Source organism: Fundicoccus sp. Sow4_D5 (genome assembly GCF_052116365.1).
GTDB lineage: Bacteria > Bacillota > Bacilli > Lactobacillales > Aerococcaceae > Fundicoccus.
Genome location: NZ_JBQKLF010000005.1, coordinates 160,626 through 177,967, shown reverse-complemented (window position 1 = coordinate 177,967; position 17,342 = coordinate 160,626). Strand labels below are relative to the sequence as shown.

Annotated in this window: 13 protein-coding genes; 1 reads left to right on the top strand and 12 read right to left on the bottom strand. The window is 40.2% G+C overall.

All coding sequences use genetic code 11. From position 1 onward, the window contains the following. The first annotated feature begins 582 nt into the window (after positions 1-582). Positions 583-2,907 carry a bifunctional glutamate--cysteine ligase GshA/glutathione synthetase GshB gene (gshAB, locus tag ACTQ45_RS07980; RefSeq protein WP_441763440.1) on the top strand — a complete coding sequence of 775 codons (2,325 nt, stop codon included), beginning with the start codon at positions 583-585 and terminating at the stop codon, positions 2,905-2,907. Between the two features lie 101 nt (positions 2,908-3,008). On the opposite strand, the gene ACTQ45_RS07975 is transcribed toward gshAB, so the two are convergent. The 12 genes from ACTQ45_RS07975 to aroA all read right to left on the bottom strand — a co-directional run bounded on the left by ACTQ45_RS07975 (position 3,009) and on the right by aroA (position 17,301). Further along, the gene (locus tag ACTQ45_RS07975; protein WP_441763439.1) at positions 3,009-4,013 is read right to left on the bottom strand and encodes a lipoate--protein ligase; all 1,005 of its coding nucleotides are present in this window, start codon (positions 4,011-4,013) and stop codon (positions 3,009-3,011) included. Positions 4,014-4,090: 77 nt separating this feature from the next. Further along, positions 4,091-4,834 carry an MBL fold metallo-hydrolase gene (locus ACTQ45_RS07970; protein ID WP_441763438.1) on the bottom strand — a complete coding sequence of 248 codons (744 nt, stop codon included), beginning with the start codon at positions 4,832-4,834 and terminating at the stop codon, positions 4,091-4,093. A 66-nt stretch (positions 4,835-4,900) separates the two neighbouring features. After that, positions 4,901-5,983: a M42 family metallopeptidase gene (locus ACTQ45_RS07965; protein WP_441752266.1), complete on the bottom strand. Its 1,083-nt coding sequence runs from the start codon at positions 5,981-5,983 to the stop codon at positions 4,901-4,903. A 188-nt stretch (positions 5,984-6,171) separates the two neighbouring features. Continuing rightward, the gene (nrdG, locus tag ACTQ45_RS07960) at positions 6,172-6,744 is read right to left on the bottom strand and encodes an anaerobic ribonucleoside-triphosphate reductase activating protein (protein WP_441763437.1); all 573 of its coding nucleotides are present in this window, start codon (positions 6,742-6,744) and stop codon (positions 6,172-6,174) included. A 21-nt stretch (positions 6,745-6,765) separates the two neighbouring features. Next, on the bottom strand, positions 6,766-8,946 hold the full coding sequence (nrdD, locus tag ACTQ45_RS07955) for an anaerobic ribonucleoside-triphosphate reductase (RefSeq protein WP_441752262.1): 2,181 nt from the start codon (positions 8,944-8,946) through the stop codon (positions 6,766-6,768). A 1,134-nt stretch (positions 8,947-10,080) separates the two neighbouring features. Further along, the gene (locus ACTQ45_RS07950) at positions 10,081-11,028 is read right to left on the bottom strand and encodes a hypothetical protein (RefSeq protein ID WP_441763436.1); all 948 of its coding nucleotides are present in this window, start codon (positions 11,026-11,028) and stop codon (positions 10,081-10,083) included. A gap of 124 nt (positions 11,029-11,152) precedes the next feature. Continuing rightward, positions 11,153-11,848 (bottom strand): hypothetical protein, encoded by a 696-nt coding sequence (locus ACTQ45_RS07945; protein WP_441763435.1) that lies wholly within the window; start codon positions 11,846-11,848, stop codon positions 11,153-11,155. Positions 11,849-12,025: 177 nt separating this feature from the next. Next, positions 12,026-12,769, bottom strand: coding sequence for a hypothetical protein (locus ACTQ45_RS07940; protein WP_441763434.1), 744 nt, complete (start codon positions 12,767-12,769; stop codon positions 12,026-12,028). Positions 12,770-13,168: 399 nt separating this feature from the next. Then, on the bottom strand, positions 13,169-14,434 hold the full coding sequence (locus ACTQ45_RS07935) for an ABC transporter permease (protein ID WP_441763433.1): 1,266 nt from the start codon (positions 14,432-14,434) through the stop codon (positions 13,169-13,171). Then, positions 14,431-15,186 (bottom strand): ABC transporter ATP-binding protein, encoded by a 756-nt coding sequence (locus ACTQ45_RS07930; protein ID WP_441752253.1) that lies wholly within the window; start codon positions 15,184-15,186, stop codon positions 14,431-14,433. The genes ACTQ45_RS07935 and ACTQ45_RS07930 overlap by 4 nt, the downstream gene beginning before the upstream one ends. Positions 15,187-15,300: 114 nt before the next feature. Beyond that, positions 15,301-15,795 carry a shikimate kinase gene (locus tag ACTQ45_RS07925; RefSeq protein ID WP_441763432.1) on the bottom strand — a complete coding sequence of 165 codons (495 nt, stop codon included), beginning with the start codon at positions 15,793-15,795 and terminating at the stop codon, positions 15,301-15,303. A gap of 180 nt (positions 15,796-15,975) precedes the next feature. Further along, complete coding sequence (gene aroA, locus ACTQ45_RS07920; RefSeq protein ID WP_441763444.1) at positions 15,976-17,301, bottom strand: 3-phosphoshikimate 1-carboxyvinyltransferase; 1,326 nt, start codon at positions 17,299-17,301, stop codon at positions 15,976-15,978. Between the last annotated feature and the right edge of the window lie 41 nt (positions 17,302-17,342).

The following is a 17,342-nucleotide window of genomic DNA, read 5'->3' as shown; positions in this document are numbered from 1 at the left end:
TGGTCATCCAGTGTCTCGAAATTTATTCGGTTGTGTTTATCAGCCGTAGCCAATAAACTCTTACACATCTTGGTGTTTATCTTTGTTTAGTTTTCAATGAGCTTTGTGTCACTTTGGAAACGCTTCGTTCCTTACCGCGACAACTTCTATATGATAACACGAATCCCTTTATGTTGTCAACACTTTTTAAAAAAATGTTTTCGTCTTAATGTTTCATGTTTTTTGTTTACTTGTTGTGTTGCTTCTTCAACAAGGTCTTAATCTTAACATTTACTTAACATTTAAGTCAAGTCTTTTTTAAAATTATTTTTCGTCGTGAGTTGCTTTGTTTTTCTATGTCCTCGTGACGACAAGGAATAATATAACATGGGATTGTTCCTTCTGTCAAACATATTTTTGATATTTTATTAATATTATTATTGCTTTGGAGGCAAAGCTACTATAATCAAGCTTTCCTATAACATTTCTTTAGTAAATTCATTATTAAAATGGTTTGTTTGTTCTCTATTATCAGTTATACTATGAATCAGTAATAATATCTCACCATGAAGCAACAATTCATGCGTGTAGTTGGAGGCATTTATGGAACTTAATCACCCAATGTTTCAACTAAAAGATTTAAGTAGTCTATGGCAAAGTACAATTGGCTTAGAGAAAGAATCATTACGTTTGAAACAAGATGGCAACTTATCCGATTACCCACATTCTGCTGAGTGGGGTACTCGCACGCAACAACCTTATATTCAAACTGATTTCGCTGATAGTCAATTAGAGTTAATTACTCCCCCAGTGAAGACAGCAAAAGAAGCAATCAAATGGCTAGCAGCAAGTCATCAAATTGTGCAGACTACTATGACAGAACAGCACGACGATGAACTACTCTGGCCTTTCAGTGGTCCTGGTCTTTTACCTGATGACCCAGACGTCATCAAAATTGCTCAGTTAGAAAATCCAGATGAGTATAAGTATCGTGCTTATCTTGCAGAAGTATATGGTAAGCCAGTGCAACTTTTATGCGGCATCCACTATAATTTCCAGATTAACCCCGCTCTTATAGAAGCAAAAGTTTCTGAATTGAATCAAAACTTGTCTATTAAAGAAGTTACGAACGACCTTTACTTAACTTTAGGACGCAACTACTTACGTTATCGTTGGTTACTGACTTACTTCTTGGGGGCTACACCATATTTGGCAGATAACTATTCAACCAATTTATTCGGAGCACCAAAAGAATCAACCATGCGTTCATTCAGACAGAGTCAATACGGCTACCAAAATGATCCCGATTTATCTATTTCATATGCTTCATTAGAAGCATTTGTAACAGATGTAGAAAAAGCTGTAACAAGCGGACAACTCTCTTTAGAAAAAGAACTATACCGTGATGTACGTTTTAGAGGTCAAGAACAATACCGTAAGTTAATTACAGATGGTATTAAGTACATCGAGTTTCGTAACTTTGATTTAAACCCACTTGACCCTTATGGAATAACACGTGAGGATATTATCTTTACCAAACTATTTATCCTTACAATGTTGTATATTCCACAGATTGAGCGAGATGAAGAGGTTGAATTAGGCAACATAATGAATCATGTCGTCGCCGCTACAGACTCTTTGGCACCTTTGGCATATAAAGAAGAAGGTCTAGAATTATTAACTGCAATGCAAACGATCGCTCGCACATTAGATGAACAACAATTGACTGACGGCTTCTTCGAAAAGATTGTAGCTGATAGAATCCCATTACTTGAAACACCAGAATTAACTCTTGGTGGTAAAATCATCTTAGAGATAGAAGAAAAAGCGAAAGCTAAAGGCGTCAAAGCGCAAGATTACTTCTTAGAGTACGGCTTAGACTTAGCCCGTCAACATAAAAAATCTTATCTAGATCGACCATACAATTTACACGGTTTCGAAAATTATGAAATTTCGACACAACATCTTTTAACTTATGCCATGAAAGCAGGTATCGAAATTGAAGAATTAGATGCGTCTGAAAACTTAGTCAGATTATCGTATAACGGTCATTCTGAATTAGTCAAGAATGCTAACATGACGTCCTTCGATACACAAATCAGTTATTTCGTTATGGAGAACAAAGTCGCTACTAAGAAAATCTTATCAGAAAACGGGATTCATGTCCCTGCTGGGGATAGCTTCACGAGCTTTGAAGAAGCTTCTCAATATTTTCCATTGATAGGTTTTGAACAATTTGTTGTGAAACCTAAGAATACGAATTATGGTATTGGTATCAGCATTTTCAAAGCTCATCCTAGTCGTGAAAACTATGAGGAAGCATTACAAATTGCATTCGCTGAAGATAAGACTGTTCTTATAGAAGCATTTGTCCCTGGAACCGAACTTCGCTTCTATGTCCAAAACGGCGAAGTCCATGCAATTTGCGAACGCCAACCCGCTCAAGTCAAAGGAGACGGCCACTCGAGCGTTTCAGAATTAATCGACCGTGTGAACGCCGATCCACTACGTGGTTCGAATCACCGTGCGCCTTTAGTAGAAATTGGCAAAGGCCGTTTGGAGCAATTACAATTAAAAGCTCAGCAGTTATCGCTTGATTCGATTCCTGACAAAGATCAAGTCGTTTACTTACGTGAGAATAGTAATATTTCAACAGGCGGACTTGCCATTGATCGTACTGATGAAGTTCATCAAGATTACAAAGACCTAGCAATCAAAAGTGCCAAGGCATTAGGCGCTAACTTCTGCGGGATCGACTTAATCATCAAGGACTTCTCACACCCTATTCAATCGGAGAATGACTACGCGGCTATTGAAGCCAACTTTAACCCAGCAATCATGATTCATTTATTCCCAGAACAAGGCAAACCACGTTTGTTAGGAATCCCAGTTTTACAACAACTGTTTCCTGAAGCACCTGTTAGATAAATCACCTCCTAACTTTCTTGATGTATTATAGAAGGAAAGTCTAACTATCTAGTATATACAAAAAGCTGTGACTCAAATTGAGCCACAGCTTTTTGTATATACTAGAAGATTAAATCGACCAATTCATCTTGAGTCACATTACCGAAATATTTATTAATATCAATTCCATTGAACACTTCGTTAACAGATGCTCGGTCATACTTAGTGTCTACTAACACCTTCTCAACGTCAGCAATATCTCCTAAACCGAAAAAGTCTCCGAAAATTTTAGCTTCAGTGATCTTACCTGCTTTAACATTAAAGCGGAAATCAACTAAACCAAATGGAAACTTATGACTTTTCTGGATATCGAAACTTGGTGATTGTCCATAGTTCCAATCCCAGTTACCAAAGCGTTCTTCCCGAATTTCATAGATTTTCTTCCAGTCTTCTTCCGTTAAATGGTATTCTTTCACGTCTTCACGTTTCTCAACACCAAAGATTTCTAATAAAATAATGTCTCTGAAAGCTTCAGTCGATAGTTCTTTATACTGCTCATCGACATATGGCAGTATATTCGTCACACGAGAACGAACGGACTTAATGCCTTTAGATTCAATCTTTGCTTTGTTAGGTTTCAAGGCATTATTCACTTCATCTAGTTCTGACTTGAACATAACCGTTCCATGCGCAGTCATACGGCCATTCTTGGCATACATCGCATTTCCTGAGAATTTACGTCCATCAACTAACAAATCATTACGCCCTTTTAATTCGGCACTTGTCGCTCCCATCTTACGAAGGGCTTCGATCATTGGTTGAGTAAAACTTGCGAAGTCTCTAAAGGAGCCATCGTCATCTTTAATTAAACAAAAACAAAAGTTTCCTAAATCGTGATAGACTGCTCCTCCCCCTGACATGCGGCGAACAACCGTAATATCATTGGCTTCAACATAAGATTGATTAACTTCTTCAATGGTATTCTGGTTGCGGCCGATAATAATTGATGGGGCATTAATATAAAACAACAGAATCGGCTCATCCACTAAACGGTTCTCTACTAAATAGGTTTCAATTGCGATGTTGACACTCGCATCATAATTATTCTGATTATCTACAAAATACATCTATTCCAATCCTCTCCGTTGACTACTTCTAGCCTCTGTCCAAAAAAATGGTTTTGCTTTCTATCCGAAAGTCGCGCTTACACTTCGTATAAAGCGCCTGGATAAGCTTCTAAAAGTGAAATGTTAGCGTTCAAATCCTCCATTACTTGACCAATAATTAAACCTTTATCAGCCTGTGGTGGTAAATGAGTGGGAACTAGCGCTTTAACTTTCGCTTCATTAGCCAGTCGAGCTACTTCCTCCGCAGTAAAGTGTTTATCGTTTTGGCCGACTTCATTTGAGAAGTTGCAATCAGCCACTAACAAATCTGCTTCATTCGCAAAAGCGATCATTGCTTCTAACCAACCACTATCTGCCGTATAGACAATGACTTTACCCGTTTCTCTTTCTAATATTCTCATCGCATAACATTCCAAGGGATGAACCGTCTTAATGAAAGTGAAATCAAAGGGTCCTAATTTCAAGACACCATTTGGTTGATAAGGTTTCGCTAAACTTGAGCCATCATCAACTAATAATGGGGCAAATGTTGACTCCGGGAAATGATAAATGGGAATAGGTGTCGTTTGAGGGGCGGGTTTTTTCAATAAAAATAAATGTTGAAAAATCCCGACGTCTGCCACATGATCCGGATGATCATGTGAAAGCACAACTGCGTCTAGGCTATTAACATCGAGGTATTTTTCAATTGCTAAAGCAGAGCCGCTTCCGGCGTCTAATAAGACGTGATAATCTCCTTCGCTCGAGCTGAGCAAATAAGAAGACGTCCCATTTTCTCCTAATGGGTAACCACCGGCACAACCGATTATTCGTAGTTTCATTCAATTCGCTCCTTTTGAAATATTCGTCTAATCTGACGTATGACTTGATGTATCAGAGACGGCTGTTTAAACATTCTCACGAATTTGCTTTAATGCCTGCTTGTTCATTTTACGAACAATCGCATTCACTAATTTCACAGTGTTTTTAAAGTCATCTTCATGAATAACAGAGGTATGTGAATGTAAGTAACGCACAGGCACCGTAATCGCAATTGATGGAATACCGCTTAACGCTTGATGTTGTGCTCCAGCATCTGTTCCACCGCCAGGAATGAATGTATATTGGAATGGAATGCCTTCTGCTTCAGCCACATCTACCACAAATTCACGAAAACCTTTGTGACCAATCATTGACGCATCATAAACAATCACTTGTGGGCCTTTACCTAAAACCGAGTCAGCTTCTTTAGCTGTCATCCCTGGTGTATCACCTGCCGTACCTGTATCTAATGCAATGGTTAGATCTGGTTCGATTAAATAAGTCGCCCCTTTAGCGCCACGTAGACCAACTTCTTCTTGAACGTTTGCGCCTGAATAAAGTACCGTCTCATGACCATTAATTGCTGCTTCTTTTAAAACTTCTAAAGCGACAGCGACACCAATACGGTTGTCCCATGCTTTAGATAATAAGAAGGGGGTCTCGTTTAAACGAGTGTATTCAATATAAGGGGTAATCATATCCCCAGGACGAATGCCCCAGCTTTCAACTTCTTCTTTTGAGCTTGCTCCTAAGTCGATGAAAACATCTTTGATATCAATTGGTTTTTGACGCGCTTCTGCTGTTAGAACGTGCGGTGGTTTTGAACCTGTAATCCCACGGAATTCTTTTCCTTCGCGAGTAGTTAGTGTCACTTGTTGCGCGAGTACTACTTGACTCCACCAACCACCAATGGTTACGAAATGTATAAAACCTTTGTCTGTGATTTGGCTGACCATAAAACCAACTTCATCCATATGGGCCGCTAACATTAAGCGTGGACCGTCCGCATTTCCTGTATGCTTTGCAAAGATACCTCCTAAACCATCTTGAACAAATTCTTGCGCATGGTCGCTTGCTTCTTTTTTGAATAGTGCTCTTACTTTACCTTCGTTACCAGCGATACCGTTAACTTCAGTTAGTTCTTTTAATAATGTCTCGTTAATTTCCATTAAAAATACTCCTCACATTGATACAGTTTTAAATCATTTATTAAGACAGACTAAATAGATTGAGTCTGAATCTTTCATAGTACCAATATAACAGTTCAATTCGCATAATTCAATTTACAAAAACGTGTCTGAAGTGATTTCAGCGTTTGGATATTAGTCATTTTTTGTCTAAAAGAATTCACTAACGTTTATTTATAGGTTTCGCCTGAGCTTTGGCGCCATAAGATGACTTCATCCCGCCAAAGGCTACTTTTAACATCAATAATTCTCTGATTTGAACTTCCTCGAAATTGTAAGCTTAAATCCTTCTTACTTAATTCAAACCGCCCATCGACTAACACATCAATTAAACTGAGCAATTCCAGCTTATCTGGTGATTCTTGCATCATCTCTTCCCAATAATAACCCGTCCAAGACCAAATATCTTTACTGTTTCCAAATTCCTGACGAATCGCTCGACATAAAGGAATAAGTATTTGAGTATTCAAAAAAGGTTCGCCCCCCAACAGTGTCAAGCCTTGACAATAAGGTGCTGCCAAATCTTTTAGTATTTGCTGTTCTAAAGCTTCAGTATAGACCGTGCCATAGTTAAAATTTTGCGCTACTCGGTTATAACACCCTTCACATGCAAATAAACAGCCACTGACATAGAGACTACATCTCACACCTTCTCCGTCTACAAAATTATAAGGCTTATAGTCCGCTATTTTACCTTGACTCCACTCTTGCGCTAACCATTCTTGCGCCTTAGGATGCCTCATGTCTGTCTCTCCTTTTTTTGACTAAATATGTTTCTTGCGAGCACTAATTTCTTTATGACGTCCATGGACCATAGGTCTTTGTTGAGGATTGCCTAAATAACCACAGGTCCTTTTAACAACATCGCATGTTGCTGGATTGCGATTGCCACACTGCGGACATTGGAAGCCTCGAGCTGTTGCTTCAAAATCACCATCATAGTCACATTCATAACAATGGTCAATTGGCGTATTCGTTCCTAAGTAACCAATTCGATCATAAGCATAGTCCCAAACGGCTTCTAAGGCCTTAGGATTTTGTCGCATATTTGGATACTCACAGTAGTGAATGAAGCCACCACTACAATATTGAGGATAGTCTTTTTCAAAAGATATTTTCTCAAAGGGTGTGGGAGTCTTGCGAACATCATAATGGAAGGAATTCGTATAATACTCTTTATCTGTAATGTCCTCTACCACACCAAATAACTCTCGGTCCATTTGGCAAAATCGATCAGTTAAACTTTCTGATGGCGTACTGTACACGCTAAAATGATAGCCATGTCGTTCACTTAAGACATCAACTTTTGCTTTTAACGTCTTCAAAATATCAATCGTAAAGTTTTTGGCAATCGAATTTTCTTCCCAAGCTGCTCCATAGAAACAAGTGGCGACTTCATACAAGCCAATATAACCCAAAGATACCGTTGCTCGTTTATTCTTAAACAGGTCATCCACCGCTTGATTTGGCTTAAGCCTCTCTCCAAACGCTCCATGCATATATAAGATAGGTGCATTTTCTGGCTTTGCTTCCTTCACCCGGTTCACACGGTAAACTAAGGCATCCTCTACAATTTCAAGACGTTCATTTAATAGTTGCCAAAATGTTTCTTGATTACCATTAGCCTCTAAGGCCAGTCTAGGTAAATTCAAGGTCACCACTCCGAGGTTCATACGCCCATCATTAACTTCTTGCCCATCTTCATTTCGCCAGCCTTGTAAAAAAGAACGACAGCCCATCGGCACTTTAAAACTTCCCGTCAATTCAACAATTTTATCGTACATTAAAACATCCGGGTACATTCTTTTGGTTGCACACTCAATCGCTAATTGTTTGATGTCGTAATTGGGATCAACTTGCTGCAAATTCACACCACGTTTTATAGTAAAAACCAATTTGGGAAAAATAGCTGTTCTGTTCTCTGTCCCTAATCCTGTTATTCTAACTCTTAAAATTGCTTTTTGAATTTCGCGTTCAATCCAATTTGTTCCTAACCCAAAGCCCAATGTTGTAAAAGGCGTTTGTCCTTGAGAGGTATACAAAGTATTAATTTCATATTCTAAACTTTGCATTGCGTCATAGATATCTTTCTTCGTTCGCTCTACTGCATAGGCCATTTGTTTTTTTGAATCTTCCATCCAGTGACTTGCTATTTCCAAGTGCTTTTGTAAATTAAGTTCTGCATAAGGGGCTAACACTTCATCCACTCGATTCGCACTAGTACCGCCATATTGGCTACTTGCAACATTGGCAATAATTTGTGCCATTTGCGCTGCGGCCGTTTGAATTGATTTAGGCGATTCAACCTCGGCATTGCCTATTTTGAATCCCTTTTCGAACATTGATTTGAAATCAATTAAACTACAATTGCTCATTGGCGCATAAGGATGATAGTCTAAATCATGATAATGTAGTTGACCTTTTTGGTGTGCATTGGCTACATGTGGCGGTAGCATAGTCAGTCCTATAGATTTTGCGACTATTCCGGCTGTTAAATCTCTTTGAGTATTGAACACGCGACTATCCTTATTCGCATTTTCGTTCACAACCTTTTGTTCATTCGCTTGAAGCGCTTGAATGCGAACATTTATATTGGAAGCTTCTGCTCTTTCTAAGTCACGTTCTGTACGATAACGAATATAGGCCTTGGCTACCTCAATGAGTCCACTTTCTAATAAGTGATGTTCAACAATGCTTTGAATTTCATAAATTTTTATATCCCTTGTATAACGGCTAGCGATATCTTGTTGGATTTGTTTCGTCATTGCGGTCAAAAGCTCTTCATGTTCTTCTGTCACTGTTGAATAAACCTCAACCACTGCATTCATCATCGCTCGCTTTATTTTATCTTGATTAAATAGCACACGACGCCCATCTCTTTTGATCACCTGAATACTTAGTTCTTGCGAAATACTCGCTTTATTCTCTTTAATTAAACTTGACATTGAGTCATCCACCTTTCTCACAACACAACATATAGTGTCATGACACCTTTATATTAGCATACATATTGTGTGTTAAACAGATTTTTTCTCAAGCTATTCTAAAGTATCATTCAATAATTTTATAATGACAGCTTTGAATAATTGCGTCAGCGTCTTTATGAGCAAACTTTAAATTGATATTTTTTATAAAGTGTTTATTCTGAATATATTACACAGCAGTAAATTTTAGAACGATAATTTCCCTACCAAGCCTCTCGACAGAATAGCTCTTTGAGCAGTTCGCTGTCGGAATTTGTATTGACTATCGATAGCCAATTTGTTTGTTCTGGAAGATCCACTGCTTGTTTAAAATGCGAACCCGTTCTTATGTGCTAATTACGAGGTTTGGGAAAAGATGAAAGGGTCAGTCACTACGTTTTTAACGGTTATTTAAGACTATCAGCTGGCTTTAATCGGGGCAGTGTCGTGACGAAGGACACCATTTTCTTTTAAGATTTTATATTGAAGGAATATCTTTGACTAGACTTTGGTGCACGAGTCGTGTGATGACACGCCGTTTAAGGTGGTGGAAAGCACGTGTCATGTGGTGACACGCCGTTAAAGGTAGTGGAAAGCACGTGTCGTATAGGTGACACGGCGACTTTGGATAATTAAGCTTAATTTAGCAGTTATTTCTGCCTGAAATGTTATAAAACTACTCAGGATACGTAGAATAATAGTAAAATAGCACGTGTCATGTGGTGACACGCCGTTTAAGGTAATGGAAAGCACGTGTCGTATAGGTGACACGGCGACTTTGGATAATTAGTCTTAATTTAGCAGTTATTTCTGCCTGAAATGTTATAAAACTACTCAGGATACGTAGAATAATAGTATAAGAGCACGTGTCATGTGGTGACACGCCGTTTAAGGTAATGGAAAGCACGTGTCGTATAGGTGACACGGCGACTTTGCCTTGTATTGCTTGTAGACTCTAAACTCCTTTGTGATGCTCGGATTTCTTATAATTTTAGTCCCAACCATGACAAGTAATCTGAAGCATGATAAATCAAACTTCCGTCCATTAATCCTTATAATATAAAAAAAGCGACTCACATGACGTGAGCCGCTTTTATGAATTTAAATGCTGTAAAATTACTCAGCACTTTCCTCTTCAGTTGTTTCTTCTTCAGTTGTCTCTTCAGTTGTTTCCTCTTCAGTTGTTTCCTCTTCAGTTGTTTCTTCTTCAGCTGGTACTTCATCGCTTGTTTCTTCAGTTGTTTCTTCTTCAGCTGGTGCTTCTTCTTCCGAGAAGCCAAAGAAGTTACTGAATAAGTTTAACATGGTTGTTTGAGGACTTTCGATTGCTTCCTCAATACCTAATGGGTAGCTGTCATAAACAGCGTCTTCAGAAATAATCATGTAGTCACCAAAGATTTCATCTTCACCACTGATTGTTGGTAAGAAGACCATGTGGTAAGTCACACCTTCGTAAACCATTTCAGACAATCCCATGATACGTGTTTGTCTATCCGCAACGGTTTGAACATTTACTTGATCAGCAATCCATGTTTCAATTTCATCTTCAGCTAAAACATCTTCTGGATAGATTTCCATATCTAATGTCGCGATACCAATATACATTAAGGTGTCATTGCTAAAGTATAAGATTAACTCTGAGGCCTTGTTTTCGCCTGTCGCCTCACTTACTTCATCAATCTCAAATGTATAACTTAAATACTTTTCAGTTTCACTTAATTCAAACTCTTCCCCTTCAACGCTTGTTTCAAAACTGTCGACTACTTCTTGGTAAGAAGTGCCGTTCACATCACCAACAGCGACATCTTGAACTGTAAATTGGCTTAAAGCTTGTTGGTAAGCATCATATGCATCTAATAAAGCTAAGTTTTCTGCCGAGGCTTCTGTTAATACGCCTGCTAAGGGATGCCCAGCTTCTGCTTGTGCATCTTCCGTCGTTTCTTCGGAAACCTCTTCCGTCGTCTCCTCTGCATCTTGTGCCCAAACTGAAGCAACTGGTAAAGCGACAAGTGCCATATTGGTTGCTAATGCAGTCACTACTAATTTTTTCAATGTCTTTTTCATAAATGATTCTCCTTTAAATTAAGCTTTTTATGCCTCTATGTCTAACTTACTAATTCAATTATAAAGGACAATTGTGGATAGTTACACCAAAACGATTGAATGAAAATAATAGACAAGTTTGTGATTACGATGATAACACCAATTCAAAGCCCGTTTTTTCATAAAAAAGCCCCTGCATTTCTGCTACTTTTTTCTCACACATGTAAGGTAATTTGGCTAATAACCACCAATCGAACAGTTCCAATTCCTCATAAAAATATACCTGTTGATTGAGTAAAAATTGTTGGCAGTCAGCATTCAAGCGAAAGCCCGCATAATAACCAGATAATTGATGAGAATTGACTATTGGTGCAGAACTTAAATAAGTCAATGACGTTACGCGCGTCAACCAATTGATTTGTTCTTTAAACTCCCTGAAGCTGATTCCAACTAAAAACTGGTGGATACATTGTAAAGGCATTAACGAAAAAAAGTCATTACTGCGCTCTTCGACTAGGCGCCGAACAGGCGAGCGCTTCGGAATGTAATCAACCAGTAGCTGACTTATCGTCTGGCTATTATCATTATCTGCTTCGATATACAGCCAATGATCTATCACCGCCAAGTCAGCTTTTAAAACTAGGCAACCTCGCATTCGCAACTCATAATACTCTGGCTTGGAATAGATCGTAAAATTTCTAAACGCTTTTTGATAATACAAGGGATGTTCCTCAAGATAGAAACACTTCTCCAAGGTGGCAAAGGACCTTAAACATGTTGACTGATGATATTGATTAGGAATCAACAACTGATAACCGTGAAATTTCTGAAGCAATAACATACAAGGCTCCTTAAATCATATTTTGTCCATATAATACGATTTTTGAATGAAGCCAACTATCTATTTAATATTAACACTAGATGAATAGTTTGTTACATAATGAGCATTAAACCGCAATGGCTCCATAAAAACCACTCCGAAAGGCCGTTGAAATCGACTTTATCCCACTTTCGATAATTACTCATTAAGAAGTCCAGTCAATTCAACAAAGAGATCTTTCATCGCACCTTGAGGAGAATCGAGTATCTCTTCTAACTCAATTTGATAACCGAAAATCGCATGATCTTGGTAAATATATATAAATTGTGCATACATCTGTTCTGTCGTTTCACCTTGCGGTAGCAAGACTTGATAGTAGTCCTCGCCTTGATAAACCATTTGAGATAAGCCAAACACGCGTGGACCAAACTCAACCATTAGATGATAAGAGTTTTTCGTATCCAACCACTCTTGGTCTAATCCCATCGGCAACAACTGATCATTGTTAATCACTAAATCTAGGGAGCCAATGCCTGTATAGTATAATTCTTCATCAATAAAATAAAATAACAACTCACCCAACACTGGTTGATCGTCGTTGGGATTATTTGTCGTTTCACTCTCATACATATAACTTAAGTAACTTTCCGTTTCGCTCAGATGATGAAAAGTAGGTTCAACGGCTGCCTCAAATTCTTCTACTTCACTTAAAGAGGTACCCGTCACTTCCTCTGATGCCATATCGTGCAAGTTAAATTGCTCAATTCCTCGTTTATAATCTTGATAAGCAGCCCAAATCGCATCATTTTCTATTGTTTCCTCTGTGATTAGCGGATCCAGATAATGCTCTGTTTCAGCAGCCACGATTGGCGCTGTATGTCCCAAGACTAATAAACCAACTAACACAGACTGACTAATTAACGGTCTCAATCTTTTGTTCATTTTATTGCCTCCTTATGAATGTGTTGAGGGGCGGACGACTATAGCTTTCAATATTTTCACTTTGTTCCGTGCTCAAAGGTAGACAAATTTAGCAGAAACTTCCTTCACAGCTCTCGCTACTTGTTAGTTATAGTATATCAATTGCTTTCAATCAACTCACTTAAATGCACTTATCGCTTTGAATTACCTTGTAAGGATGCCTTTTCTTTTGTGAAGTTTTCGGCTTGCAAAGGCGCCTAACAGGCCATAGTGGCTTAGCCGACGAGCTTGCCCCACCGAAGTCGCCCCTTCAAAAGACCAGTCTTTCGCTTATTCGACCAAACAAAAAAAACACTTTCTCCTTCGCTGCTGGGCGTGGGTGGAAAGTGCAAGCAATCTGTCGTAGTTATTCTAAATAAATTAGTGTTTGTTGTTTTGTTTTCGGTCCCAGAGCGGGATGTAAAAGTAAGTCAATAAAGCGGCGGTCGCTAACCACGTGCCGGCGACCAGTAACCACGTGAAGTTAAAGCCTTGGATGAAACTCCAGACCAGGGCATAGAAGGCGGTTTGAATGATAAATATGATCATCATCGTTGGCTGGAAGGCTTGATACTGCTTGGCGATTTGTACTGGGTATAGTTGTTGGAATGGGTGTGCGTCATAGTAGTGAATCAGCGGCACCAATTGGACGACGGTTAGTAAGTGGCCGATTGCTCCTAAAATCATGGCCATGTATAATTGGTCGACTAAAAGGAGCATAACAGCGATAAATAACATCACACGTAGCCAAACGCCGCTATAGGCATTGTTGCGAAACAGCATACGTAAGTACATATAACTGCCTCGGTTGGCTAGGCGTTTGCTTAGGTTCTCCAATAGGCCGTCGAGAAAGGCGCGTCGTTTGACAGAGGGGACCAAATGTGGCACGTCTGCAAAAATGGCGATCCATTTGTAGAAGGTCGATTCGCGGGCCGTTTCTTGTTCGATGACATATTCAAATTGGATTAAACGTTGCTCACGCTGAGTCAACGCCCACAAAACGTAAGCGCTTAGGCCAATTAGCACGATACCAAACATTAAGATATGCCAAGGTCCTGATGGTAATAAAAAGCTACTTGTCAAGACTAGCACAAAAGCCAAGCTGTGGTGCCATTGGTTCAAGGGTTGTTGGATTTTCCCTAGGCCTAAGGTAAAGATATTTAAGTAAATTAACACAAAGCTGAGAACTTTAGCCAGCGCTAAGTAAACGCATAGAAGTAACAATTGCTCGCTAGACCACGAGGTCACCAAACTGATAAATGGTGACAGTAATACGACTGCTGCCAGTAAAATAATGACAGGCAGAATAACTGCCAAGAGTGTGCCCTTCAGCCAATAGGCATGCCACTCTTTGCCGCGAGCAAATAAGTAACTTTTATCCGAGTCCTTCGTTAGCCACATCGGTTTACCTAATTGAAAACAGACGGCCAAAATGATGACGGCAATCACAATAATCGGCAAACGAATACTTCCTGTGTCCATGGCTTGCAAACGAACGAGTTGTTCGCGGTAAAAGAATGCACCAAAGCCTAATATGACAAACAGTATAATTGAGAAATGATCGTTAAAAATTAAGCGGCCGTATTTGCCTAACTCTTTGGCAAACTGCGCGAAACGCTTTTGCCAAAGTTGCGCTAAACTTGTCATACGCTGCCACCCGCCTCAGCCGCTAAGCCCTCTTCAGCAATCATGACATACAATTCGTCTAAGCTAGCATCTGGTCGTTTAAGTTGCGCCTGCATCTGTGTGAGGTCACCGCTGGCAATTAACTCGCCTGCTTGCAACATTAGAAAATGGTCGCATAAAGATTCCGCAATACTTAGGACGTGGGTTGTAAATAGAATCGCGCTGCCAGCTTCGGCCCGCTCTTTTAATAATTGCGTGAAATGTTTGATCGCTAATGGATCGAGTCCTAAGAAAGGTTCGTCGATAATCAAAACGCGTGCGTCCGTCACTAAGGCACAAATAACCATCACTTTCTGCTTCATCCCTTTAGAAAAATATGCCGGGAACCAGCTCAAATGTTTATCTAAACGAAATAATGTTAACAAAGGCTCGGCCCTTTCCATCACTGTCTCTATCGGTATGCCGTACCCTAAAGCAGTCATTTCTAAATGTTCTTTTAGAGTCAACGCTTCATATAAGATAGGTGTTTCTGGGATATAGGCCAACTGTTTGGCATAAGCCGCATGATCCGCTTGTAAGCTCTTGCCGTCAATCGAGACCGAGCCTTTTTGTGGTGTCAATAAACCTAAAATTGTTTTTAAAAGAGTTGATTTTCCGGCACCGTTCAAACCAATTAGTCCAACGATTTCGCCAAATTCAATGTCAAAATCTACATTTTTCAAGACGGGTACCTGACGGTAACCACTAGATAGCTCTGTAACTTTCAGCGTCATAACTTCCTCCTGTGTTCAGTGCGTTTGCCACAAGATCTTGGCACGTTCACTTTTTCAATAGTCACATTATATCACAGAAAGCCGTTGCAAGAACTCCATATGATTATTTTTTGCTTAGGAAGTCAAGCACTTGATCAAATCCGCGATTTGCCAAGGACTCAAACCATCCGTTTCAATCTTCACATCAGCCACTTCCTCGTATAACACCAGCCGCTGCTGATATAAAGCCTCTAACTCCTGGCGACTTTTCTGCTTAACAATCGGCCGACACACCAATGGATCATTGACGATGCGTCCGTACAACAAGTCAAAACTACTAGCCAAATACACAACATTCGCCTGCTCTTTCAACAAAGCACGCACCAACTCAGTCTCCACACAGCCACCACCTGTCGACAGAACGCCTGCCTGGCCCAAATGCTTCTGCAAAATTTCCAATTCCAACTGACGAAAACCGGCTTCGCCCCTTTCTTTGAAAAGATTTGGAATAGTCATCTCGGCTTCGTCAGAGATTGCCGAATCCAAATCAAGAAAGGCTAATCCTAGCTTCTTCCCCAGTAAGCGTCCAATGGTCGTCTTACCGGCACCCATAAAGCCAACTAAAATCATTTGCTCCTTCTCCTTTCTAGTGTTTGCTTATGAAGCGGTCTTTAGAATTTGTTGGAACAGGGCCGCTTCATTAATTGCCTGTGCTGCGTGCGAAATTCTACTATTTCTCTGTCGTATGAATAAATCACACATCAATGGAACTCTTACGTAAGGGTGGTTCTAGTCCACCTTCGCAGTCTTTTACTTTATCCCCTCGCTCGGCTTCTCCAGACTTTCAATCGTGTCAAAAAAACTAGGATAGCTAATGTTGACGCAAGAAGCATCTGCTAGATGAACCGTTCCTTCCTTAACTAAAAGAGCCGCAATTTGTAACATCATGCCGATACGGTGATCGCCAAAACTGTTCACATCTGCCGCTTGCAAGTCAGTCTGACCGCGAATTAACCAACCATCTTCGGTAGGTATAATGTTGGCCCCCATCGCATTCAGTTGAGAAGCAACTGCTTGAATGCGGTCCGTCTCTTTGACCTTCAACTCTTCGGCATCACGAATCATCGTGACACCATTGGCTTGGGTCGCCATTAAAGCAATCACTGGCAATTCATCAATCAAGCGTGGAATGATGCTGCCTTCAATCACCGTGTTCTTCAATGGGCTACTGCGAACGGTTAAGTCAGCACTAATGCCATTATCACGCGGCTCAATTTTCAAATCGCCTCCCATCGCCTGTATGACGTCCAATATACCCGAGCGCGTCTCATTGAAGCCGACATTTTCAATCTTAATTTCCGTCTCTGGAAGCAACAAGCCTAAAGCTAAAAAGTAAGCAGCTGACGAAATATCTCCCGGCACCTCAACCCTTTGCCCGGTGAGTTTCTGACCGCCACGAATGCGAATCGCTTTACGCTTAACCTCCACATCGACTCCAAATAAACGCAACATTTCTTCCGTATGATTACGGGATAAAACTTTCTCGATAATGGTCGTTTCGCCTTCTGCTTGCAAAGCGCCTAACATGATGGCTGACTTCACTTGGGCGCTCGCGACCGTCATTTCATAGTCAATCGCCGTCAACTTGTCGACCGGCTGAATTACTAAAGGCGGTAGCTCGGTTTCAAGATAACCCGATAGTGAAGCACCCATTGCTCCTAAAGGCTCCATCACGCGTCCCATCGGTCGTTGATTCAAGGAGGCGTCTCCAATTAATTGACTTTCAAAAGGTTGCCCAGCCAAAAGGCCCGTTAATAAACGCATGGTCGTACCGGAATTACCACAATCTAATGGCTGCTTGGAGGCTGTCAAACCAGACCAACCACGCCCTTCAATCACAATCTCATCACTTTCAAGTTCTTCGTTTATCTCCACTCCCAATTGGCGCATAACCGCAATCGTTGCCAGACAATCTTCCGCTTTTAAAAAACCTGTCACACGTGTTTGCCCTTCAGCTATTGAACCTAATATAATACTGCGATGTGAAATTGATTTATCGCCTGGTACCGTCAAACGGGTTTGGATACCTGCCAAATGTGTTCTTAATTTTCTACCCTTTGTATTGGGGGCATCCATCGTAATCGAAGTCTTAGTGAGATTGACTCGTTTACCCGTTT